Source organism: Streptococcus sp. HMSC057G03, assembly GCF_001808745.1.
GTDB lineage: Bacteria > Bacillota > Bacilli > Lactobacillales > Streptococcaceae > Streptococcus > Streptococcus parasanguinis_Z.
The window spans coordinates 52186-74652 of the sequence record NZ_KV794421.1; the positions used below are offsets into that span (position 1 = coordinate 52186).

Genomic DNA, 22467 nt, shown 5'->3' on the forward strand with positions numbered 1-22467 from the left:
TTGACGCAGTTCGAACGACAGTGAGAACTACGGTCCTTAATACGTTAGCGAACTTAAGTACATGGATGCCTTGCGGAACTACTTTTTACAGGACAACAAAATAACCTCCACGAGAGCTCTGATTTTCGATCATGACTCTTGGGAGGTTTTTTCATCTTTTATCTTTTTGACATTACATATCTTTGTGGATACGATAAGTATTGTAAGCAGTGACTACATTAGCAACGGCGCTGACCCTTGAACTACGTGCGATATCAGCTTGTAGGGCATTGGCTTCTTCTTGCAGATTGACTTGCGTTTCTTGGAATTGTTGCATTTCAAGCAGATTGTAGGCTTCTGGCAAGGTAGAGGCACGTCCTTCTGCAATTAAGTTATACAGTCGGAAGAGATCGTGGTAATTGTAAAATTTTTGCGGGAAACCTTGCATCCCTTGTTGGTAGGCTGGTTGGCTGATTTCCTGGTTATAAAGGGCCTGGGCATTGGCAAGAGCTTGCTTGGCTGGGGCTACAAATACAAAATATTTGATCGCAATCAACCCACCCATCAATCCGAGCATCAGTAGAAAACCGTGCATCAGGTGACTTTGTTCTAAGAGAAAAATCGTAAAGGCGAAAAGAAGATTGAGGGCCAGTGTGACCGTGATTGGCCCATTGAGTCTCTTCGCTGCTTTATTTAATCGGTTTTGTTGCCGTTGAACTTCATCCCAAGCAACTGCTGCAGGGGCCGTTAGCACGCGCTTTTCATCTAATAGTTGTAAAATTTCTTGTGTCGTCATTGTAAATCTCCTTTTGTTATAAGCTTATCTTCTAGAATTGACCTTATTTTATCAAAAATCCCTCCCTAAAAAAGGGCCATGTAAACTATAGTTTCATTTTTCTTAAAAATCGAAGAATTTCTAGTTTTTTTGTCAAAAATTAAACTCTGAGTTTAATTCCAGCCTTTTTTGAGGTATACTAATGGTATGATAATTGAAAGGAAGTTCCCCTATGTCCTCATCTTCGCCATTTGGTCCAACATTCCGTAAAATTCGTGAAGCACGCGGTCTTTCTCTAAAAGAAGTCGCTGCAGATATTGTCTCTCCTCAGTTCCTCAGCCAATTTGAGCGTTCTCAAAAAGGAGTGACCATCGAGACCTTCTCTCGCCTCTTGCTGTCTATGGGGGTGGATTGGGACACCTTTTTGTCCCATTATCCTGGCTTAACTATTCAAAATTTCAGCCCCATTTTGATGAAACATATCAATCAAGAAAACATGGATTTTCTGTCCATTATTGAGCGCTTAAAGCACGAAAAATCACCTGTTGCCGAGGAGAACAAAGAGCTCTGGCAACTCTATTTGCGTTCGCTTGAAATCAATGTCAATAACGCGATGGGAAAAGAAATCCACCTGGAGGACGCACCTGTCTCGATTCAACGAATCGCTCAAGAAGTGCCGTTTGCCTATCAAAATGAAATTGAGCAAGACTTCACCATTGCCCTTTTATCTGTCTTGCCCTATGAAGTCGTCGCTAAGATTCGAAAGGAATCCTTGGAACTTTTTGAAAGCAGTTATTCTGCCTACTCTGCCAATGCGTTGGCCTCTTTGCTGTTAAATCTGGCCAACTATCTTATTAAAAAAGAACTCTACCTAGAAGCTCTGAATTTTCTTCAATCAATTAACCAGCTTCGCAAGCGCAAACCGATTTTAAACACCAGTATTTCCATGCAGTTAGAATTTATGCAGGTCTATGCCCTCCTTGGCTTAAATGACAAGGAAGGGGTTTACCGTGCCAAGCAGGTCCTAAAAGCCCTGGAAGGTTTGATTGCACTCGAAAATTTCGGAAGCCCACTTGTTCAAATCAAAACAAAATTCATGTTGCGAGTCAACGAACTCAACAAAACCGGCATTGATTTCTTCAGCGAATAAAGACGTCTCAGACTTTAGACCGATTCTTTCGGTCAGCGCCTTTTCTTAAGTTTTCTTTAAGCAAACCGCCTTATAATAAAACCATCAAATAAAGACCTCCTAACTTTGTTTGATAGAAAATCCTAAACTTTTTCATAATAATCTCCCTATAAGAGCCACCAAAACCGGTGGCTTTTTCTACGTACCTTAGTGAGTCAAGTCCAATAGGGGCGTAGACGAACTTAGGTACGTTGACGCAGTTCGAACGACAGTGAGAACTACGATCCTTATTCCTTTAGCAAACGTTAGTGAGCTTAGGTACGTTGACACAGTTCGAACGCTAGTGAGAACTACGGTCCTTCTCCTTCATTTGTATCAATACTCCAATTTATGCTCAATCTGTGTTATAATGAAGAGAATTTTTGTCTGAGGAGGATTTATGAAAAAAACACATTCTAAGCTATTCATCCCGGGCATCATTATGCTTGGGATTGTTTTACGAACACCATTTACTACGCTTCCGACGGTCTTGTCTGACATCGCAGCTGGTTTGGGGGTTGATGTGAGCTCTCTGGGACTATTGACTAGCTTGCCACTTCTCACCTTTGCCATTTTCTCACCTTTTGCGATTCAATTTGCTAAAAGGTTGGGGATTGAGCGCCTCTTTTTCCTAGTTTTGATCGCGATTACGATCGGATCTGCCATTCGGATTATCAACCTCCCCTTCCTCTATCTGGGAACCATCTTGATTGGAGCTGGCATCGCCTTTCTCAATGTGCTGCTTCCAAGCCTGATTCAAGCGAACAGACCCCGTCAACTAGGCATTCTGACCACTTTGTACATCACTTCTATGGGGATGTCCACAGCGATCGCCTCTTCTGTGGCCGTTCCGATCACCAAAGCCACTTCTTGGCAAGGTTTGGTCAACATCTTGACAGCCTTGTGTGCTCTTGCTTTGGTCATCTGGATTCCTAACCTTCGCTACAACCACCGACTCAAAAAGGCTGCTACTACGGAATCTAGTAGCAAGTGGTATACCAATAAATATGTCTGGGCTATCATGATTTTCGGAGGCTTGCAGTCACTGCTTTTCTACACAAGTATGACCTGGCTTCCGACCATGGCTGTTCAAGCTGGCCTTTCAAAGGTTGAATCTGGACTACTGGCCTCCGTCTTCACCCTGATCAGTCTCCCGTTCTCCTTGACGATCCCAAGTTTAACGACACGGTTATCCGATCGCAATCGACACTTGATGCTTACGATTGTTGTCGGAGCAGGGATTCTGGGGGTAGCCATGCTCTTAATCCCGACCAGCAACTTCTTCTACTGGTTGGTATTAAATGCCCTGATTGGAAGTTCCGTTAGTTCGCTCTTCCCTTACCTCATGGTCGCTTTCTCCATGAAATCCAGCACACCTGAAAAAACAGCCCAACTTTCTGGACTTGCCCAAACAGGAGGCTACGTCTTTGCAGCCTTTGGTCCCATCCTCTTCGGCTACAGTAAATCTCTTTTCCACTCTTGGACACCTGCCATTCTTATGCTACTGGTCTTAACCATTATCATGGCCATTGCCCTTTATCAGGTGGAAAAAGTTGATCATATTTTATAACCATCGTCTGGCTGGAAGATTCGTCTTCCGGCCTTTTTTGTGCGTACAAAAAAAGAACTAGGCACTTGTCCTAGTTCAAAGTTTTATTATCCGTTAAATGAGATATGTACGTGATCGTAGTGGTTTGCTGTATCTCCACCACGGTCTGGCATTTGGTTCCATGTGTTAGCAGGTCCGTAAATGTTATCTACTGGCATGTAGAATTGTTGTTTCCAGATGATGTATGAGATACCTGCACGGTCCATGTTGTCAATAGCATATTGGGCAACTTGATCTCCAAGTTCAGAACTTGTTGGTACCATTACGTCCACTGCAAGCCCTTTACCATGATCGTCTGGATCACCTGCACGGTAACCACCAATGTTTGTGATACCAAATTTTGCAGCGATTTCTTGACGGAAAGCTTCCGCTTGCGGTTTAAGATTTGGATCAGTTGGAATAGTATTTCCGCTTGCTGGAGTTTCTGCTACTGGTTGCACTTCAGGTGCTGTTGCAGTTTCTACTGATGCAGGTTGTGCTGCCGGAGCTTCGTCTGCTGGAGCTTCAGGAGCAGAAGCTGGTGTTTCTGCAGGCGCTTCTGGTTGAGTTGCTGGAGCTTCAGGAGCAGAAGCTGGGGCTGTTTCTGGGTTTTGAGTTGCAACATTGGTAGCTGGAGCACCGTAGTTTGGTGTTTCTGGAACAGCTGGTTGAGATTGGTTTGCAGTTGGTAGATCAATTACTGGAGCTTCCGCTGGTGCTTCTTGAGTTTCTGCTGCTGGAGCAACTGGAACTGCTTTGTTATCTTCATTGACTGGTTTTGACAAGTCATTAACAGCGACTGTTTGGTCGTCAACTGTCACTTGGTTTGTTGTCAAATCAGCACTTGCAGTTGTAGCATCTGTCGCACCTGCTTGAGGAGTTTGGATTTCAACTGAAGTTACTTCTTTTTGATCATTTACTGTTGTTTTCAAAACAGTACCTGGGTAGATCAAATCCATGTTGCTGATGTTGTTCAAGTTTGCCAACACATGTACATCGATTCCAAGCGCCTCTGCGATCGAACTCAATGTATCACCATATTTGATGGTATAAGTTTGTTGGTTTTCACCGCTTTGTTGGATATCATGTTTGATTTCATCTACTGAGCGAGCTACCCAATCTTCAAGTGTTTCTGCAGTGGCTTTTGTAAATGGAATCACTGCAAGAGCTACTGTTGAAGCGATCAAGGCTTTCGTATTAACTTTTAATTTCATCTTTTATCCTCTTTTTTCTTTGTTTTTTTGCTCAAGATTTTCTTGAACAAATTAACTACTATACTATCTTATCACAATTTATAAATAATAAAAGGCCTTTTTGGCTATTTAACAAAACTGTATTTTTCTTGTAACATTTCGTCTTTCTTGTCACATTGTTACAAACTAGTAACATGAAAAGAGGGTGGTGGAAGAAGAGTTCGAGGGCGCAAAAAAGCCTCATCAAGGAATGGTTTCTTGATGAGGTTCTTGTATTTTTTAAGTAATTGAGGCCGGCTGAAAAGCTGGGTGAAAAACGCAAACTGTAATAGTACTAACTTCAAAGGCACAGTAGCTGATTGGACAACGAAGCATTCTATACAACAGTGCTTCTGTCCTGCTCCCTATTTTCACTTTGCATTTTACGGACTTTGTTTCTTATAACTGAACACGCCTACAACTCTTTGGAAAAAGATAAATCCAACTAGAAGCGGACGCTTCGTCGTTGGATTTCCTATTTTCCTTTGAGTTGCTTAACGGCTTTGTATCTTATTTTACCTTCATGATTCTGACGAGGTTGGCGCGTTCGGCTTCTTCGAGTTTCATTTCGATATAATAGATAGTCTCTTTGAGGTCTGGGATGGTCGCATACTCGAGTCCGTTCACTCGACGGCGGGTTTTCTCGATTTCATCTGCCATGAGTTGGCAGCTTTTTTCGATTTCCGCTAACTTGAGCAAATCAGGGAGTAGATCCCCCATTTCTTGGATCGTGCTATCCATTTGACTGTTGGAGGCGAGGTAGCTATAAACCACGTCCCCTTCATCATCTCCGTATGGATTATCGATACGGGCATGGAGCTTGGGCACGCGCACACTCATGACATTTTCTTCCTCGATGTGTAGCATCACTTCTCGAGTGGGAACGGCAAAGATTTCTTCTACCATGAGGTCACTCTCCAAGGACTTGGCCATCACGAAATCTTGCATATTGCCCACCAGCGCTGCCTCCACCTTTTGGCGCAGACGATTATTCTCTCGCACAGCTTCAATAAAGCGACGCATGAGTTCATCCCGCTTATCCTTGAGCAACTTGTGCCCCCGGGTTGCTGTCTTGAGGCGCTCTTTGAGAATATTGAGCTCCATCCGAGTTGGTTTTACATTTAATCGTGCCATAGGCTAATCCTCTTTGTTTGGCAGATACTTGTCAATCATCTCATCCTTGATCCGTTTAAGCTCTGTTCGTGGAAGGATGGATAAGAGTTCCCAACCGAGATCCAAACTTTCCTCAATCGTCCGATTGGTAGTGAAACCTTGGTTGATGTATTCTTGCTCAAAGCGGTCTGTAAATTTAACATAGAGCTTGTCGGTATCTGACAAGGCAGATTCCCCAAGCACTACAGCCAGTTCTTTGGCTTGTTTTCCTTGGGCGTAGGCCGCAAAGAGCTGGTTCATGGTCGCCGCATGGTCTTCCCGAGTCTTGCCTTCACCAGAACCCTTGTCCTTCAAACGAGAAAGGGATGGAAGAACATTGATCGGTGGGCGGTAACCACTATTGTAGAGATCGCGGGACAGAATAATCTGACCTTCGGTGATGTAGCCTGTCAAGTCAGGGATGGGGTGGGTGATGTCATCTTCTGGCATAGAGAGGATCGGAATTTGGGTCACAGATCCTTTCTTTCCAACCAAGCGTCCTGCACGTTCGTAGAGGGTTGAGAGGTTGGTATAGAGATAACCTGGATAACCCCGACGACCTGGAACTTCCCGGCGGGCAGCGGATACTTCCCGAAGGGCTTCACAGTAGTTGGTCATATCGGTCATAATAACCAAGACGTGCATGTCTTTTTCATAGGCCAAATATTCGGCAGCTGTCAAGGCGATCCGAGGAGTGGCAATCCGCTCGATAGCGGGGTCATTAGCTAAGTTGATAAAGAGGACCGAGCGGTCAATCGCACCTGTCTCCCGAAGGTCGTTCATAAAGAACTCGGCTTCTTCAAAGGTGATTCCCATAGCCGCAAAGACCACGGCGAAGTTTTCTTCAGAATTAAGAACCGTCGCTTGACGAGCAATCTGAGCCGCCAACTCCTTGTGAGGAAGACCAGAACCTGAGAATACTGGGAGTTTTTGGCCCCGAACCAAGGTATTCAAATGGTCAATGGCTGAGATCCCTGTCTGGATAAATTCATCCGGATAGTCCCGCGAAACAGGGTTGATGGCTTGTCCATCAATGTCCAAGTACTTCTCTGGGATAATCTCCGGACCGCCATCGATGGGTTTTCCCATCCCGTTAAAGATGCGTCCGACCATGTCTTCAGACACAGGAAGTTCTAGGGGACGTCCGGTAAAGCGGACTTTGGCTTTTTCTAAGTTGATCCCGCTAGATCCTTCAAAGAGCTGGACCATGGCCTTGTCTTCTTGGACTTCGAGGACTTGTCCCTGACGGGTCGTTCCATCATGAAGCTTGATTTCTACGAGTTCATTGTAGTGAACCCCTTCGACCTGATCGACAATCATCAAGGGGCCAACAACTTCGCTGACAGTACGGTATTCTTTAATCACGCTCATTGTCTACTCCTCCTTTTGCGACGATTTGGTGTAGGGTTTCTACGATTTCTTCTTTCAAGGCCTGGATAGTGGTCAACTGGTCCTCATGGATGAACTTGCTCCGGGCAATGCGGTCTCGAAGAGCCACGGTTCCTTCCATGATTTCTGTGAAGTAAGCCCCTAATTCTAGTGCTTTTTGACTTTCTTGGTCAAAGGTCAAAATGTTGGTCAACAAGGCCACCTGCTTGCTGAAAGAGGTATAGGTATCGACCTCATCAAAGGCATTTTGTTGCAGGTAGTCTTCACGGATCATCTTGGCCGCATTCATGGTCAAGCGGTCTTTTTCAGACAAGGAATCTAGACCAACCAAGCGGACGATTTCTTGCAATTCACTTTCCTTTTGAAGCAAGTTCATAGCGCGGGTCACTTTTTCAGACCAGCTGATTTGTTCATGTAGATCGATATAGCGACCAACTTCATCTTGGTAAAGGGAATAAGAACTCAACCAGTTGATAGCTGGGAAGTGGCGACGTTGGGCCAATTGAGCATCTAAGCCCCAGAAGACCTTAACAATTCGCAAGGTATTTTGTGTCACCGGCTCTGAAATATCTCCACCCGGAGGGGAAACGGCACCGATTGCCGTAATCGAACCTTCACGCGCAGTGGTTCCAAGTGTCTTGACCCGACCTGCACGCTCGTAGTATTCGGCGATCCGGCTACCAAGGTAGGCTGGGTAGCCTTCATCACCTGGCATTTCTTCTAGACGACCAGACATTTCACGGAGAGCTTCAGCCCAGCGCGATGTCGAATCGGCCATGATGGCAACGGAATAGCCCATATCACGGAAGTATTCCGCAATGGTGATCCCTGTGTAGATAGAAGCTTCCCGCGCAGCCACTGGCATGTTCGAAGTATTGGCGATCAGAACAGTCCGTTGCATGATGGATTGGCCAGTTGTTGGATCGATCAATTCTGGAAATTCATTCAGAACGTCCGTCATTTCATTTCCACGTTCCCCACAACCAACGTAGATCACGATGTCTACATTGGCAAACTTGGCCACCTGGTGTTGTACGACGGTTTTTCCAGCTCCGAAAGGACCAGGAACAGCTGCAGCTCCCCCTTTCGTAACAGGGAAGAAGGTATCAATAACCCGTTGACCGGTGACCAAAGGCTCTACCGGAATCAGTTTTTGTGCAAAGGGGCGGCCTCGACGAACTGGCCATTTTTGCATCAAAGTACCAGTAAAGAGGCTACCATCTGCTTGCTCGATCTCATAAACTGGTTCTTCTACTGTGTAAGAACCTGCTGCGATCTTGGTCACACGTCCACTCACACCAAACGGTACCATGATGCGGTGTTCCACCATATTGGTCTCTTGAACGGTACCGACGATGTCTCCTGCGACCACCTCAGTTCCTTCTACTACACTTGGTTCGAAGGCCCATTTGGTGTCCCGATCGAGATTAGGAACTTGCACCCCACGAACCAAAAAATCGCTGGCGGTGACTTCTTGGAAGCGTTCCAAGGGGCGTTGGATCCCGTCAAACATCTGAGAGATCAAGCCTGGTCCCAATTCTACCGAAAGGGGAGCTCCGGTTGTGACCACTGGTTCTCCTGGACCAACTCCAGACGTTTCTTCATATACTTGGATAGAGGCTTCATCCCGCCGCATCTCAATAATTTCGCCAATCAAACCAAGATCGCCGACCCGGCAAATGTCTTGGATATTGGCCTCCTGCATCCCTGATGCAACCACCAAGGGACCGGAAACTTTGATAATTTTTCCTTGAGTCATGTATTCCTCCTGGGAATCCTTTGTTTCTTTGTATTACTTTTGCACTATCTCTCTTAGAGCTTGTTTTTGTTGGCCATTGGCATCGAAATTGCTTGGATCCAACCAGGCTTCGAAGCGCTCTTTGATTGCTGGCCATTCTTGGTCAATGATAGACAACCAGTCTGTATCGCGGGTACGACCTTTATAAACAACAGCCTGGCGGAAACAGCCTTCATAGGTAAACCCTAAGCGCTCAGCTGCTTTTCGAGAAGCTTGGTTTAAGGCATCGCATTTCCACTCATAGCGGCGGTAGCCTAACTCCTCAAACACATAGCGTGCTAATAGATACTGGGCTTCCGTAGCCATGCGAGTCTTTTGGAGCGCTGGTGAGTAGGTCACTGCTCCGACTTCGATCACCCGGTTGGCTTGATCGATCCGCATGAGAGAGAATGTCCCCAAAGCCTTACCTGAATCTTTGTCTACAATCGCATAGTAAAAGCGACCTTGGGCTGTCATGAGATCATCTAATAAGTGGTCCCACTCCTCTTCATTGTGGGCAGGGCCTTTGAACAGAAAGGTCCACATCGCTGCTGGAGAGTCCGGCCCGTAGACTTGATAAAGATCTGCTCCATGTTTTTCTTTCGAGAGGCGCTCGATCACGGTATAGCGACCTTCGATCCGCTCAATAGCTGGCAGAAGCCCCGGTGTAAAATCCGGCAGTGCATCGCCAATCGCTTGGCCAAATTCATTTGTTCTCATAAAATATCCTGTCCTACTGCTTTTTCGACATTATCACGAATCCGCTGTTGGCCCAGTCCTGTAGTCCCTCTATGGGTCGGGATAAGGATCAGAGCCGGTGTCAGCTGCTGGTCGTAAAAAGCCACTGTATCTGGAATGGCCTGAGCAATATCCTCTGTCAGGTAGATAATCCCGAAGTTTTCCCGACTGAGTTTTCGCAAGGTATTGATCGCTTCTTGTGGCTCTGTGACCGGATAGGTTTGAAAGCCAATCAGGCGAAAAGGAAGGATGGCGTCCCGATTGCCCACAACTGCGATCTTATAGGTCTGTTTGTCCATAAATCGGTCTCATCCTTTCTTTGATGTCTGCTAACGGAAAACCATTGTCCAAACCAGAGAGGACCAAACGAAGGTTGGTCACCTCTAACTCTTTTCCGTAAAGATAACGGACAAGAGGGAGTGGTCCATCGACTTCAAAACGGCCAGCGTCTAGAAGACTGAATTTCACCAAACTCTCTAAATACTCCAACTCTACGGTCTTTAGTTGACCGGTGCGCATCTTTTCTTCATAAGTCTCTAAGGCGAGATCGTACTCCAGCGGATTAACTTGATAAAACCAGGTCAACCACTGACCGGATTCTAGCAGGTCGATCACCTGATGGGCACTAAGGCTCCCTTCATCTGAGAGCAATTGGTGCATAAAGCTATGTGGTTTTTGCTGATCCAAGGCCCGCTTGACCGTAATCGCATTGTAAAAGTCAATAGTCACATCCACTAACTGCTTCAGAATCGGATGATCTAGGCTGTCCCCTAAGTATCTCAGGTGTTTAAAATAAGCTAAGTCCATCCCGATTTCGAGAACCCGCAAGTCCTGATAGTCTTGGAATTCTTGCCAGGTTGCAGCCACTTCTTCCGCCATAAAGGCTGGGCAATGCTCTGCAGAAAAGGTCGCCACCAAATGCTCGAGCACATCGAGAGAATAAGGACCGATAGGGATCAATAAGTGCCCCAACTTGCGCTCTGTCGCCTTGTGTTTTAGATAAACCTTGAGATTATGATAGGTGTACTTCAAGGTAAAAAGGCTAACCAGGTCTGACTGAGGGCTTACCTCAAAAGCCCATTGGTATTCCGCCAACAAGGCTGCCATCAGGCGCTTTTCAAGGGCTGCTAAATCCTTGATCTCGTGGCTGTCTAAAGCATAAGGTGTCCCTTGTAGCAAGCCTTCTCGGCTCTCACTAGAGGGACTTGCAAGCAACTGCTCGAACTGACTGGGACTGACAAAACTAGCCTCACGTACGCTGATTCCTGTATTAACTTGAGAATAGGTCCGTTCGCTCATTGCAACCTCCTAGTTCTCTTCATCTGTGAAAATGCTGGCTGCCATCTGGTAGCTTTCTTGCTCCCAAATGGAATCCACCAAATCACGGTAGAGATAGTTGTCATCAATCTTCCCAACCGACAGGACAAAGCCTGCTTGAGCTGGGATCGTTGCATCTGCAACTGTCACATTCTGATGCGTCTGCTTCAATCTCTCGAGAGCTGCTGAATCAAATTTGCTAGCACTCACCGCACCGAAGGTCAGGGTCACAACTTGTCCCTGATAGCGATCTAAGACCGCATCTACAAACTGCATTTCCTTTTCAAGGGGCCAAGCCACCATCGCTTCATAAGCATCTGCAAAGAGATCCTTTAAGACGCGTTGCTTGGTGACAAGGGTTGATTGGCGTTTTTTATTTTCGATTTGTTGGGTTTCACGTTGCAATTGACGTTGAATCCGCTTGAGCTGCTCGGAGCGTTGATTGAGTTTATCTTGAATCAAACGCTCTTCTTGCGCAGTCTCTTCTTTTAGGATGGTTTCCTTGGCCTCTTCTAAGAGTTTACGCCCTTTTTCGTGGGCTTGGGCCAAGATCGAATCCTTTAATTGGGTTTGTTCATCCATATCGTTTTTTCTCCTATTGCATGCGTCTTGTGTTTTTCGCCTCGTAAGGCGAATCCATCAAAGCTAGCTCTTAGCCGACGCGTAGGGTCAATAGGAAGGACACAACGAAGGCCAAGATGGCGTAGGTTTCAACCATGGCCGCAAGGATAACCCCTTTCATCATGTCTTCAGGGCGTTTGGCCAAGATTTGCATCCCTGCTGTCGCAACATTTCCTTGGTGTTTGGCTGAGAAATAACCAACGATCGCAACTGGAAGAGCTGTAAAGAAGTATGCAACCCCTGTTTCAAGTGGCATATCTGGCTTAATTTGCAACCAGATCAAGATCCCGATAACGAAACCGTACAAACCTTGTGTACCTGGCAACAATTGCAAAATCAAGGCTTGGGCAAATTTTTCAGGTTGTTCTTTCAAGAGCGCTGCTGCTGCTTGACCCGTTTTACCAACCCCAAGGGCAGATCCCATTCCACTAAGTGCAACGGCGATCGCCACACCAAATGCTGCAAAGAAGGCGCCCCCATGGGCTGAAAAATATGATGCTAAAGATTCCATGAATATACTCCTATTTATTAAAGATAATACTTATTTTTTTGTTTTAATATAGCGTTCAGAAGGTTTGAGAGGACGAAATGGCTTGCCTCCTCCTTCGTAGAACTTACCGAAGAACTCCACAAAGATCAAACGGGCTCCATGCACATATCCTGACAAGAAGGACAGGAACATATTAATGGCATGTAGGACGATAAAGAGCACAAGCCCTACCGTAAACCGTCCAAGCGGTGGAAAGAGATTGACAATGAGGTTGAAGGCCGAACCGATACTCGCTCCAGACAAGCCCAAGGCCATCAAACGGGTGAAGCTGACCAAGTCTCCGACGTACCCACTAACATTGTAGAGGTTAAAGAGACCAGACGCTAAACCGGATAGCTTCTTGGCACTGACAATGGAAACAATCAAGATCCCAATGGCATTCAAAATAGCCAGCCACTTGCCAATCGGAACTAGAAGGCTCATCCCTGGCAAGATATTGCCTACTGCTAGAAGCATTAAGCCAAGTAGGATCAAGACCCAAGCAAAGCCAGCATTATAGGCTTCGGTGTAGTCTTTGAGGCGAACATTTTTCATTCCTCCTAGGAAGAGGCCCACTAAGACAGTGACAAAACCAAAGACCACTGAGAGGATCAGGATGGTCATGGCGTTACTGGTCGTACTGATCAAGGCAAAAGGCATCTCAAATCCAAAGAAAGAGCCATAGACCACACCCCAAAGGGCAACTGAAATTCCAAGGAGACTGAAGAAACGAAGGTTCTTGGCTGTACTAGGCTTGAGCTTAAAGGCTTTAAGGGCAAAGCCTGTCGCTACCGTTAGCAAGAGTCCATAACCGATATCTGCGACCATCATGCCAAAGAAAACAAAGTAGAAGAGCGAAACGATCGGAGTCGGATCTTTCTCGTAATACTTAGGCAGAGCGTACATCTCTGTGACTAATTCAAAGGGCTCTACCAAGGCACTATTTCGCAACTGGATCGGCACGTCATCCCAATCTTTTTCCATCACATCGCGCGTCTCTAGTAAGACCCGAGAACCAAAACCTTGTTGCAAGAAGTCTCGTAACGAGGCCACTTGGGATGTTTCAATCCAACCCTCTAGGGCTACCAAGCTTTGCGTGCTGGCAAGAAGCGACTTGGCTTCCTCACGAGCTCCCGAACTCAGCAAGTAATCCATCTGGTACTTGAGCTGGTCCAACTCCTTCTGGGAGTTTTGCAACTCTGCTAGGGTTGCTGCAACGACAGCTTCTTGCTCTTTGATTTCCCCTTCTAGGCGATCCAAGTAGGCGGCCGGGACCTGCTCTTCTTCATAGTCCAATTCTTTGAACCCATGGTCTTCCAGAAGCTCCTGAACAGCTACACGATCTCCCGAACGATACAAGATGACATAACCGTGTTCGGTTTCAGACGTAAAGACTTCTTCTAACTCCAGCTCAGGATGAGCTTTTAAGGAAGAACGAACAGCGTCTGTATCGCTATTTGGGATCGTCCCGATCAAGCCATGCACATAGTGAAAAGTAGCGAGAGCAGCTGGCGTCACCTCTAACGGTCGCCATTTTTCTAAGCGTTCTATCTCTCCCTTTGCATCCGCAATCTTCTGACGAGCCTTGTCTAACACGCGCAATTGGCGTTTCAACTTGGTCAATAGAAGATCCTCGTCTCGAATCATCCCGTGGGCCTGCAAGTCATCAAAAGACAAGCTTAAGGGTTCTTCCTTCAGAGCTTGCAGGGCCTTCTTCTCAGGCATGTAGGGCTCTAGAGTCTGAATCATTTTTTCAACTTGTTCTTGACGTTTTTGTAGCTCTACCAAGGCTTGACGATTGTCCTCTGTCAAGGGTTGAGACAAGGTATTTTCCTCAAAGGCAGCCTGCCATTCTTCATGCTCACTGAGGTCATAAATCTGGATTTTTGCCTCAGACTGTAGCGCTAGTAGGAGACTGTCCAAGTCATCTTTGGGTAAGATGAGGGACAGTTTTTGCATCTGACTAACGGCCATAGCTTGCTACCACCTTTTCTACAATGGCTTCAACTAACCCAGCTCGCTTGTCGGTCATCGCCTGTTGTACCTTGGCATCATTGCGCGCAACCGTTTCTTCCAGATCTTTCGTTAAACGGACGAGTCTTTCCTGAGCGTTTTTTTCTGCCTCTGTGACCAATTGCTTGGTTTCCTCATCGTAATGCTGCGCCACTGTTGCAAGGCGATCGCGCGAATCCGTACGGACTTGCTCGACCTGATCTTCATAAGTAGCGATCACTCCTTGAGCAGCCTGTTCGATCTCTTGCATCATCTCGAGTGTTGCATTCGACATCGTCACACCTCCTTATTCAACTATTGTTCTTCCAACAACAGTATAATTACCTTAGATTATACCATATTTTACATGGTTTTGATCGGGAAATTAGGGATCGATCGCTCCTAAAACGACCGTATTTTAAGACAAGTTTTTCCCTTGATCCATTAAAAATTTGGCTACCGCTCCCAATCTTCCTGCTTCATTTCCTAATGTAGCCGTTACAATTTCTCGCGGTAAGAATCGTTTGTCCTGAACTGCATGATACAACTCATTTTGCAACAGAGGTAGCAAAACATCTGAGCGAGCAAAGATGCCACCTCCTAAGATCATTTTCTCTGGATTTAAGACATAAGAAAGAGTAACCAATCCTTGTGCCAAATGATGAACGTATGTTTCTAAGACCTTCAAAGCAACTGGATCACTCTTATCCACCGCCTCAAAAAAAGTTTTACCGGTTTGATGGTGTAAGCCAGATGCTTCCTCATACATCTGAACAAGTGCTGATGCAGACGCTAAGGATTGCCAATCGGCATTCCCAATCGGTAAATATCCGATTTCACCTGCTGTGAAATTATGCCCGGACAAGATTTGTTCATTGGTGAAAATACCACCACCGATACCGGTCCCAACCGTAATCATAACAGTAGAATGGCTATTTCTGGCTGCACCTTTCCACATTTCTCCTAACAAGGCGCAATTGACATCATTTTCTACTGTGACAGGGATGGAAAATCGTTTCTGAATCTCGCTGGAAAAGTCAGTCCCACTGTAAGAAGGAATGGTATAACCTGCATATACAATTTTCCCTGATTGGCTGTCGACCACACCTGCTGTCGAAATCGCAACCCCGTCTAAATCAAGACTAGATTGATAGCCGGAAATGAGGTCACAAATTTGCTCCAGTATCCCATTTGTCTGGTTCTCATGGCATATCTTGGTACTCTGTTCTGAAAAATATCCCAAAGCATTGCCTTCTTCATTATATACATCTGACTTAATGGATGTACCTCCAATGTCAATTCCTAAAATATTCATTGTCCATCCTCCGTTTTATGTAAATTGAGGGCCGAAAGTGTATTGGTGAATATATGATTCCTTCTCTCTCTATCCAAGTCAACATAATAGGCATAAAAAATATCGACTACAACTAAGACTGGAAATTGTGGAGATATGAGCGTACCTTGAGGCAAACTTTCCTTTACTGCCACAGACACCAGTTCATCACACCGCCCTTTTAAAAACGCACTTATTTTCGATGTTATTAGAACAGTCCTAGAACCTTTTTGCTTTGCTTGATACACAGCATCCAGAATTTCTTTTGTCTCACCTGATAACGAAATTCCAATAACCAGACACTCATCATCCAGCATGACTTTATTGACTCGTATCATGTGGTCATCGGTAATCGCCTTACAAATCATTCCCAGCCTCATAAAGCGAAATTCCATCTCACGTGCTACAAGACCTGAACTCCCAATTCCGTATATATATACCCGCTTAGCCTTGTCTAACATCCGACTAACACGCAAGAACTGCTCTTCATCAATCAAAGAAAAAGTCTTATTTAACAACTCTCCATAATCAGATAAGACACTTTTTGTAATATGTCGACTGACATTTTGGATGTCCTGATTTGACTCCTCAAACTCATAAACAAATTGACGATATCCTGTGAACCCACACTTCTTAGCAAATCTTGTCAAAGAAGAGAGGGAAACATACAATCGTTTAGCCACTGATTTCGCAGATAAATCATCTTGCATGACATGATCAGATAAAAAATAGTCAGCTATTTTCTTTTCTAAATCTGTTAAGCTTTCATAGACTGACTCAATAACAGGTTGTATACTTTTTTCTAATGTAACCATTTCTCCTCCACTCTGACAACATCTTCTAAAAACGGGGAAAGAGGCTGGGAATAGTCTCCAACCTCCATTAACAATTCATGAGAACATCCATCATCTTATAAGACCTTTCGATCCACTCAATGAGAGAAATCAGTAACTAGATAACAAGATCCTTCTCTCAAAAATTGTTCTATTACTCCCGTTCGGAATGAAAAGAATGAATAATGCACGCTATAACCGCACTTTAAATACTATCTTGCGAATATCTTGAGCCTGATCCACTTTCAAACCTGTCTTATGCGCATCATTTGGATCTAATAATAAAATGGCACCAGGTGTGAAATGAATATCAAACATCGAATGGCCAGACATTTGTTGCCAATCCTCTTCTTTCACATAATCTTCCAAGTTCATATTGGACAGAAAATTATATGAGATTCGTTCTTTACCTTCGAATAGAACATGAACGTCATAGTAGTCTCGGTGACTTTCCCACACACGATGTTCTTCATCCGTTGTTTCCATTTCAATCACATTGTAAAAGAAATCATCAGAGACTGAATGTGTCCCCTTTTCATCTTGACTGACATCATGTGTTTTTAAATAATCTACAACTTTCTTGAGTGCAGGGTGTTGAATGTCCCGTGCAATCACTGCATCTTTATATTGTACTAATTCCATACTGGAACTCCTTTCGAATTCAACCTGGGCTTCTTAGAAATAGCAAGCAACATCTTCTGATTGCTCTTATTCATTGAAATAGGGCCTTATTTTCTTATCGTATCAATAGCCTATAAAATGACAAGAATTTACTATTCTGTTTTACAATAGTTAAGCATTTGTGATTTCTGAAAGACTTACTTTTCGATCTTCTTTAACTGATAAAGTACATGCATCAGCGGTAGCGATTGATTCTAAAGCAGCTACACCATTGAGAAGTTTTTCGTATTCTTCTGTAATTTCTCCACCTTTAATGATGTCATGTAGATATTCCATTTCTTTATCAATACATGTTTGTAACCATAATGGGCAACGTACTCCTGGTTTACCGTACGCAATTGCTCCATCCATACCACGACCGGTATAGATAGCTGTACGGTCATCATCTTCCTCTTGAGTTTCATGTACTAAGAAGTGTGATTCTCCTTCACCTTTAACACGAAGAGTACCTCCAGTATTGAACAAGTCAAGTTTGATAGCTCCTTCAGTTCCTTGAATCAAGACGTAGTGTTCACCCCAACGGAAAGCATTACCATATTCCAAAACAGCATAACGATCATCAGAGTATTCTAGGTTTACAATGAGCATATCATCTTCATCACCAAAGTTTTCACCTTTATGATATACATTGCCTCCTACCATTGTCGCTTTTTCAGGAAGTCCTCCCATGATGAACTGAATGCAATCTAATTCATGAATATGGTGGTACAAATGTCCTCCAGATTGAGAACGAAGTTTCTTCCATGATACAGTTGGTTGTTGTTCTTCCCAACCTGTACGAGCGGCATGGCAATAAAGAACTTTACCGATTTTACCTTGAGTAATCAATTCTTTAGCATGGTGTACACCATTAAAGAAGTTCATGATGTGACCAGCCATAAAGATAACATTATTTTCTTTACATGCGTCAACCATGACTTTACAATCTTCATAAGACAATGCAATTGGCTTTTCACAAAATACGTGTTTGCCATGTTGAGCAGCTTTCACAACAGGTTCACGGTGAAGGTAGCTAGGTGAAGCTACGATCACACAATCAATATCTTCACGTGCTACAAGTTCATCTAAACTTGCACAAACATCTGATCCCAACTCTTGAGCAACTTCTTCTCCATGATTTGGGTCAAATACCGCAACCACTTTTGCATCTTCAATTTTGTTCATTGAGCGAGCCAAATCAGCTCCAAAATATCCAGCTCCAACAATACCGTAATTTACCATAATTTTTATCCTCTTTCTATATATTTTTAAATTTCAGCTTTAATTCTTTTTCAAATCTTCAATCTTAAATGTTATATATGGTACAACATTTTTCATATGAAGTTCATTACGATACCATGAATCAAATTTTTCAAACATCAATCCAATACAGTACCTAAGGTTACATATTGTTTAATATTTTTTTCATTTTATTTTTCCTCGTTTAAAACTTTGATAACAAGTTTTTTAACAGTTTCATCATTGCAATGAATCTTTGGTTGGTGAAGATCTTCTTCAAAAGTCACCAACATATTCCCTGGAAGCAATTCAACAATTTGATAGTCTTTGCTATCGTAAAAAGCAATATCCTTCTCTTCGCTAAAAGGTACACGTGACTGAGCACGAACTGGGGAAGTTACTGCCATTTTTTCTGTATTTTCAACAACAATATGAATATCTAAATATTTCTTATGAGTTTCAAAAATATCTCCTGGGACTCCATCAGCTAGATAAGTCATACAATTTGCAAAAACATTTTCCCCGTCAATATCAATTTTTCCATCAACTAAATCTGTCAAATTTGTATTTTCTAAAAAATCACAGACTTTTGAAAAATGTTTATTGACAGAAGCATATCGTCTAAAATCAGATTGTTCAGAAATAATCATATTATTTTCTCTTTTCTATTAGTGACTAGTGACGAACTTCCCAACTTGAATCCGCTTTAATTTCTGAAATATCATAAATCGTTGTATATTTAGGTGCAGATACTTTATTTTCAGTAAGAACAGATACAATATAACCTGAAACTACTGATACAGAAATTGAAATCAATGAATATGCCCAGTAGCTAACAGCTGTTGGAGGAAGGAAGTATTTAATAAATACCATAACGATGGTTGATACAATCAGCGCTGCATAAGCACCTTGTTTATTTGCTTTTTTAGAAACAAAACCAAGAATGAATACACCACCAAGTAGACCAAGTACAAGTCCCATGAAACTATTGAACCATTCGTATGCAGATTTAATATCTGAATGAGCCATGATAATGGAAACAACAATTGAGAATAAACCTACTGCTAGAGATACGAATTGTGCAATTTTCGTACGACGATCGTCTGACATATTTTTAGAAATGACATCTTGAATATCCAATGTCCATGAAGTTGCAACAGAGTTCAAACCTGTTGAAATAGTTGATTGAGCTGCTGCATAAATCGCTGCCAAGATCAAACCTGTGACACCTACTGGTAACTGGTATGCAATAAAGTACATAAAGATTTGGTCTTGAGGGATATTGCTAGCTGCACTACCTGCATTTTGTACTTGATAGAATACGTACAAGCCTGTACCGATCAAGTAAAAGACTGTTGCAGTTGCAAGTGACAAGACACCATTTGTGAACAACATTTTATTAAGTTTCTTAATATTTTGTGTTGTAGTAAAACGTTGAACCAAATCTTGAGATGAAGCATAGGAAGACAAGATTGTAAAGCCTGAACCCATCACAATTAAGAAGATGGAGTTTGAAAGCAAGTTAGGATCGAAAAGTTTTTCATTTGCAGCAAGGAATTTCCCGTTTGCTAATGTTTCTGCTACTGCACCAAAGCCACCTTTAATATTAGCCATCAGTACAAATAAAGCTACAACGACACCACTAATCAGAACCACACCTTGAATAAAGTCTGTCCATAATACGGATTTTAGACCACCAGTATAAGAATAAACAATTGCAATTGCACCCATCAAAATAATCAAAATATTGATGTCAATTCCTGTCAATACTGATAAACCAGCTGATGGGAGGTACATAATGATAGACATACGTCCCAATTGATAAATAATAAACAAGAGTGCTGAAATAATACGAAGTGCTTTAGAATTAAAACGTTTATCCAAGTAATCATATGCCGTATCGATGTCTATCCGTGCAAAGATAGGTAAGATAAAACGAATTGTCAGTGGAACAGCTACAACCATCCCTAATTGAGCAAACCATAAAATCCAGCTACCTGCATAAGAGTTACCAGCGAGTCCCAAGAAGGAAATCGGACTGAGCATTGTGGCAAAAATGGATACCGAAGTAACATACCAAGGAACCGAACCATCTCCTTTAAAGAACTCTTTTCCTTTCATCTCTTTTTTAGAGAAATAGATACCTGCAACCAATACCACAAGTAAATAAACAATCAAGATAATTAAGTCAATTATTGTAAATCCTGTTGTGCCCATAACATATCTCCATATTGATTTTATTTATTATAAAAATTCTTTTCGTGCTTGTTGAATAAGTTCTGCTGCTTCTTTTGCAATTGCCAGATCTTCTTCATGCAAGGGTTCGAGTGGGGCTCTTACAGAACCAAGATCTAATTTTTCATTTAGACGGAGAATTTCTTTGATCACTGCATAAAGATTTGCTCGACCACTGACCATCTTATAAATGACATCATTGATCGCATATTGCAATTCTTTAGCTGTTTCAAAATCGGATTCTTTGATCAACTCATTTAATTTTAAGAACAAATCAGGCATCACCCCGTAAGTACCACCAATTCCAGCTTTTGCACCAATAACGCGGCCACTAATGAACTGTTCATCTGGTCCATTAAAGACAATATGGTCATCTCCTCCATCAGCTACAAACATTTGAATATCTTGTGTTGGCATAGATGAATTTTTCACCCCGATCACCCGTGGATTCTTGCGCATTTCAGCATACAGGTCGCGTGTGAGGGTGGTACCAGACAGTTGCGGAATATTATAAATGATAAAATCTGTATTTGGTGCAGCCTTGCTCATGTCATTCCAATAGCGAGCAATCGAATAGGCAGGAAGACGGAAGTAAATAGGTGGGATAGCAGCAATAGCATCTACTCCAAGACTTTCAGCATGCTTTGCAAGTTCAACGCTATCTTTGGTATTGTTACATGCGACGTGGGCAATAACAGTTAGTTTTCCTTTAGCGACCGCCATTACATTCTCTAAAATCAGCTTACGATCTTCAACACTAAGATAAATACATTCTCCAGAAGATCCGTTGACATAAACCCCTTGTACTCCTTTATCAATATGGTATTGAGCCAAAGCACGTACTCTTTCTGGGCTCACTTCACCATTTTCATCATAGCAAGCATAAAACGCTGGAATAACACCTTCATATTTCTTCAAATTTGTATTTGTCATTTGGAAACCTCTTTCTTTATTTTGTTGCTTCTACAAATTTTTTTGTAATTAATTGTGGACGTGTAATAGCTGAACCTACGACAACACTATAGGCACCTAACTCCAATACCCTATGGACTTTATCAGGGGTATCTATGTTACCTTCTGCAATTAATGGATGAGATAGTTTACTAAGAGCTTTGCGAATAATTTCAAAGTCATTTGATTCGATTTTATCGCCCTTACTTTGCTTGGTATAGCCTACCAATGTTGTCCCAATATAATCAAAACCTAATTGGTCAGCCGTAAGCATTTCATCAATAGTAGAACAATCTGCCATCCACAATTGATCCGGATATTTTTTCTTTACTTTTTGGAAAAAATCTTCTAAGCTTTCGCCATTTGGTCGTGTAGAGGTTGTGGCATCTATCGCAATGATATCCGGACGAACCGTCATGAGTTCATCTACCTCTCTCATAGTTGCCGTGATATAAACATCTGCATCTACGTAATCTCGTTTTATGATCCCAATGATCGGTAAATCCACCGCTTTTCGAATCGCTGCAATATCAACAACAGAATTGGCGCGAATTCCAGATGCTCCGCCCTCCTCGGCAGCTACTGCCATACGAGCCATAATAAAATCACTATGCAATGGTTCGTCTGGTAGAGCTTGACACGAAACAATCAGCTTATGCCGTAACTCTTCCATGATTTAATCACCTGCTTCTTTTTTTAGTTTGTAAGCTCTTACACCATTAATCATAATACTTTAAATATGTATTTTCAATACTTTCCCTATAATTAGAAAGTACTTTCTAAAAAATCCTAGTAATTCCTATAGTTTTATTGTATACCTATTTTATTTATTATACAAATACTTTATGTTATTTATAAAGGCTCTTTCTTATCAAGCTATGAGAATGGGTTCTTTCACAACGTTACCTTACTTTCCTATTTATTTCTTATAGCTACAATTTTATGATCTCTATTTCTAG

The 22467-nt window shown here is 42.9% G+C and carries 22 protein-coding genes; 2 read left to right on the forward strand and 20 right to left on the reverse strand.

Features of this window, described 5'->3' with window-relative positions; genetic code table 11:
- Positions 1–172: 172 nt before the first annotated feature.
- Positions 173–775, reverse strand: coding sequence for a hypothetical protein (locus HMPREF2686_RS03335; RefSeq protein WP_049486045.1), 603 nt, complete (start codon positions 773–775; stop codon positions 173–175).
- Between the two features lie 211 nt (positions 776–986).
- Here HMPREF2686_RS03335 and HMPREF2686_RS03340 point away from each other — a divergent pair, with 211 nt between their 5' ends.
- Positions 987–1904 carry a helix-turn-helix domain-containing protein gene (locus HMPREF2686_RS03340; protein ID WP_003015436.1) on the forward strand — a complete coding sequence of 306 codons (918 nt, stop codon included), beginning with the start codon at positions 987–989 and terminating at the stop codon, positions 1902–1904.
- Between the two features lie 418 nt (positions 1905–2322).
- On the forward strand, positions 2323–3492 hold the full coding sequence (locus tag HMPREF2686_RS03345; RefSeq protein WP_061591035.1) for a CynX/NimT family MFS transporter: 1170 nt from the start codon (positions 2323–2325) through the stop codon (positions 3490–3492).
- An 86-nt stretch (positions 3493–3578) separates the two neighbouring features.
- Here the strand turns inward: HMPREF2686_RS03345 and HMPREF2686_RS03350 are convergent, their stop codons facing one another.
- The 19 genes from HMPREF2686_RS03350 to HMPREF2686_RS03440 form a co-directional block, all read right to left on the reverse strand.
- Positions 3579–4724 (reverse strand): LysM peptidoglycan-binding domain-containing protein, encoded by a 1146-nt coding sequence (locus tag HMPREF2686_RS03350; protein ID WP_061591036.1) that lies wholly within the window; start codon positions 4722–4724, stop codon positions 3579–3581.
- A gap of 528 nt (positions 4725–5252) precedes the next feature.
- Positions 5253–5876: a V-type ATP synthase subunit D gene (locus tag HMPREF2686_RS03355; RefSeq protein WP_003002380.1), complete on the reverse strand. Its 624-nt coding sequence runs from the start codon at positions 5874–5876 to the stop codon at positions 5253–5255.
- A gap of 3 nt (positions 5877–5879) precedes the next feature.
- Positions 5880–7265 carry a V-type ATP synthase subunit B gene (locus HMPREF2686_RS03360; RefSeq protein ID WP_003002370.1) on the reverse strand — a complete coding sequence of 462 codons (1386 nt, stop codon included), beginning with the start codon at positions 7263–7265 and terminating at the stop codon, positions 5880–5882.
- Positions 7252–9042: a V-type ATP synthase subunit A gene (locus HMPREF2686_RS03365; RefSeq protein WP_070449199.1), complete on the reverse strand. Its 1791-nt coding sequence runs from the start codon at positions 9040–9042 to the stop codon at positions 7252–7254. The genes HMPREF2686_RS03360 and HMPREF2686_RS03365 overlap by 14 nt, the downstream gene beginning before the upstream one ends.
- 33 nt (positions 9043–9075) lie before the next feature.
- Positions 9076–9780: a GNAT family N-acetyltransferase gene (locus tag HMPREF2686_RS03370; protein ID WP_070449201.1), complete on the reverse strand. Its 705-nt coding sequence runs from the start codon at positions 9778–9780 to the stop codon at positions 9076–9078.
- A complete protein-coding gene (locus HMPREF2686_RS03375; RefSeq protein WP_003009443.1) occupies positions 9777–10097 on the reverse strand; it encodes a V-type ATP synthase subunit F in 321 nt (106 codons plus the stop codon). Before HMPREF2686_RS03375 ends, HMPREF2686_RS03370 begins: the two co-directional genes overlap by 4 nt.
- Positions 10078–11097 carry a V-type ATPase subunit gene (locus tag HMPREF2686_RS03380; protein ID WP_070449203.1) on the reverse strand — a complete coding sequence of 340 codons (1020 nt, stop codon included), beginning with the start codon at positions 11095–11097 and terminating at the stop codon, positions 10078–10080. The genes HMPREF2686_RS03375 and HMPREF2686_RS03380 overlap by 20 nt, the downstream gene beginning before the upstream one ends.
- A gap of 9 nt (positions 11098–11106) precedes the next feature.
- Complete coding sequence (locus HMPREF2686_RS03385) at positions 11107–11697, reverse strand: V-type ATP synthase subunit E family protein (protein ID WP_049498129.1); 591 nt, start codon at positions 11695–11697, stop codon at positions 11107–11109.
- Between the two features lie 70 nt (positions 11698–11767).
- Entirely contained in the window at positions 11768–12247 is a 480-nt protein-coding gene (locus tag HMPREF2686_RS03390) for a V-type ATP synthase subunit K (protein ID WP_003009435.1), read from the reverse strand.
- Between the two features lie 30 nt (positions 12248–12277).
- A complete protein-coding gene (locus tag HMPREF2686_RS03395) occupies positions 12278–14239 on the reverse strand; it encodes a V-type ATP synthase subunit I (protein WP_070449205.1) in 1962 nt (653 codons plus the stop codon).
- Positions 14229–14552, reverse strand: a complete 324-nt coding sequence (locus HMPREF2686_RS03400; RefSeq protein WP_049523811.1) for a hypothetical protein — start codon at positions 14550–14552, stop codon at positions 14229–14231. Before HMPREF2686_RS03400 ends, HMPREF2686_RS03395 begins: the two co-directional genes overlap by 11 nt.
- Positions 14553–14675: 123 nt before the next feature.
- The gene (locus HMPREF2686_RS03405; RefSeq protein WP_070449207.1) at positions 14676–15572 is read right to left on the reverse strand and encodes an ROK family protein; all 897 of its coding nucleotides are present in this window, start codon (positions 15570–15572) and stop codon (positions 14676–14678) included.
- Positions 15569–16405: a MurR/RpiR family transcriptional regulator gene (locus tag HMPREF2686_RS03410; RefSeq protein WP_070449209.1), complete on the reverse strand. Its 837-nt coding sequence runs from the start codon at positions 16403–16405 to the stop codon at positions 15569–15571. The genes HMPREF2686_RS03405 and HMPREF2686_RS03410 overlap by 4 nt, the downstream gene beginning before the upstream one ends.
- Positions 16406–16615: 210 nt before the next feature.
- Positions 16616–17065, reverse strand: a complete 450-nt coding sequence (locus HMPREF2686_RS03415; protein ID WP_049483957.1) for a NanQ anomerase/TabA/YiaL family protein — start codon at positions 17063–17065, stop codon at positions 16616–16618.
- Between the two features lie 150 nt (positions 17066–17215).
- Positions 17216–18325 carry a Gfo/Idh/MocA family protein gene (locus tag HMPREF2686_RS03420; RefSeq protein WP_070449211.1) on the reverse strand — a complete coding sequence of 370 codons (1110 nt, stop codon included), beginning with the start codon at positions 18323–18325 and terminating at the stop codon, positions 17216–17218.
- 188 nt (positions 18326–18513) lie between these two features.
- Positions 18514–18972 (reverse strand): NanQ anomerase/TabA/YiaL family protein, encoded by a 459-nt coding sequence (locus tag HMPREF2686_RS03425; RefSeq protein ID WP_000587140.1) that lies wholly within the window; start codon positions 18970–18972, stop codon positions 18514–18516.
- A 25-nt stretch (positions 18973–18997) separates the two neighbouring features.
- A complete protein-coding gene (locus HMPREF2686_RS03430; protein WP_049483958.1) occupies positions 18998–20539 on the reverse strand; it encodes a sodium:solute symporter family protein in 1542 nt (513 codons plus the stop codon).
- 27 nt (positions 20540–20566) lie between these two features.
- Complete coding sequence (locus HMPREF2686_RS03435; RefSeq protein ID WP_049483959.1) at positions 20567–21490, reverse strand: dihydrodipicolinate synthase family protein; 924 nt, start codon at positions 21488–21490, stop codon at positions 20567–20569.
- A gap of 16 nt (positions 21491–21506) precedes the next feature.
- Positions 21507–22181 carry an N-acetylmannosamine-6-phosphate 2-epimerase gene (locus tag HMPREF2686_RS03440; protein ID WP_070449213.1) on the reverse strand — a complete coding sequence of 225 codons (675 nt, stop codon included), beginning with the start codon at positions 22179–22181 and terminating at the stop codon, positions 21507–21509.
- Positions 22182–22467: the final 286 nt, after the last annotated feature.

Excerpts from the sequence above, each read along its gene's own strand:
- HMPREF2686_RS03435 (WP_049483959.1), bottom strand. The coding sequence starts at position 21,490 with ATGACAAATACAAATTTGAAGAAATATGAAGGTGTTATTCCAGCGTTT.
- HMPREF2686_RS03355 (WP_003002380.1), bottom strand. The coding sequence starts at position 5,876 with ATGGCACGATTAAATGTAAAACCAACTCGGATGGAGCTCAATATTCTC.
- HMPREF2686_RS03395 (WP_070449205.1), bottom strand. The coding sequence starts at position 14,239 with ATGGCCGTTAGTCAGATGCAAAAACTGTCCCTCATCTTACCCAAAGAT.
- HMPREF2686_RS03425 (WP_000587140.1), bottom strand. The coding sequence starts at position 18,972 with ATGATTATTTCTGAACAATCTGATTTTAGACGATATGCTTCTGTCAAT.
- HMPREF2686_RS03385 (WP_049498129.1), bottom strand. The coding sequence starts at position 11,697 with ATGGATGAACAAACCCAATTAAAGGATTCGATCTTGGCCCAAGCCCAC.
- HMPREF2686_RS03415 (WP_049483957.1), bottom strand. The coding sequence starts at position 17,065 with ATGGAATTAGTACAATATAAAGATGCAGTGATTGCACGGGACATTCAA.
- HMPREF2686_RS03430 (WP_049483958.1), bottom strand. The coding sequence starts at position 20,539 with ATGGGCACAACAGGATTTACAATAATTGACTTAATTATCTTGATTGTT.
- HMPREF2686_RS03335 (WP_049486045.1), bottom strand. The coding sequence starts at position 775 with ATGACGACACAAGAAATTTTACAACTATTAGATGAAAAGCGCGTGCTA.
- HMPREF2686_RS03375 (WP_003009443.1), bottom strand. The coding sequence starts at position 10,097 with ATGGACAAACAGACCTATAAGATCGCAGTTGTGGGCAATCGGGACGCC.
- HMPREF2686_RS03365 (WP_070449199.1), bottom strand. The coding sequence starts at position 9,042 with ATGACTCAAGGAAAAATTATCAAAGTTTCCGGTCCCTTGGTGGTTGCA.
- HMPREF2686_RS03390 (WP_003009435.1), bottom strand. The coding sequence starts at position 12,247 with ATGGAATCTTTAGCATCATATTTTTCAGCCCATGGGGGCGCCTTCTTT.
- HMPREF2686_RS03440 (WP_070449213.1), bottom strand. The coding sequence starts at position 22,181 with ATGGAAGAGTTACGGCATAAGCTGATTGTTTCGTGTCAAGCTCTACCA.
- HMPREF2686_RS03410 (WP_070449209.1), bottom strand. The coding sequence starts at position 16,405 with ATGGTTACATTAGAAAAAAGTATACAACCTGTTATTGAGTCAGTCTAT.
- HMPREF2686_RS03360 (WP_003002370.1), bottom strand. The coding sequence starts at position 7,265 with ATGAGCGTGATTAAAGAATACCGTACTGTCAGCGAAGTTGTTGGCCCC.
- HMPREF2686_RS03405 (WP_070449207.1), bottom strand. The coding sequence starts at position 15,572 with ATGAATATTTTAGGAATTGACATTGGAGGTACATCCATTAAGTCAGAT.
- HMPREF2686_RS03380 (WP_070449203.1), bottom strand. The coding sequence starts at position 11,097 with ATGAGCGAACGGACCTATTCTCAAGTTAATACAGGAATCAGCGTACGT.
- HMPREF2686_RS03345 (WP_061591035.1), top strand. The coding sequence starts at position 2,323 with ATGAAAAAAACACATTCTAAGCTATTCATCCCGGGCATCATTATGCTT.
- HMPREF2686_RS03370 (WP_070449201.1), bottom strand. The coding sequence starts at position 9,780 with ATGAGAACAAATGAATTTGGCCAAGCGATTGGCGATGCACTGCCGGAT.
- HMPREF2686_RS03350 (WP_061591036.1), bottom strand. The coding sequence starts at position 4,724 with ATGAAATTAAAAGTTAATACGAAAGCCTTGATCGCTTCAACAGTAGCT.
- HMPREF2686_RS03400 (WP_049523811.1), bottom strand. The coding sequence starts at position 14,552 with ATGTCGAATGCAACACTCGAGATGATGCAAGAGATCGAACAGGCTGCT.
- HMPREF2686_RS03420 (WP_070449211.1), bottom strand. The coding sequence starts at position 18,325 with ATGGTAAATTACGGTATTGTTGGAGCTGGATATTTTGGAGCTGATTTG.
- HMPREF2686_RS03340 (WP_003015436.1), top strand. The coding sequence starts at position 987 with ATGTCCTCATCTTCGCCATTTGGTCCAACATTCCGTAAAATTCGTGAA.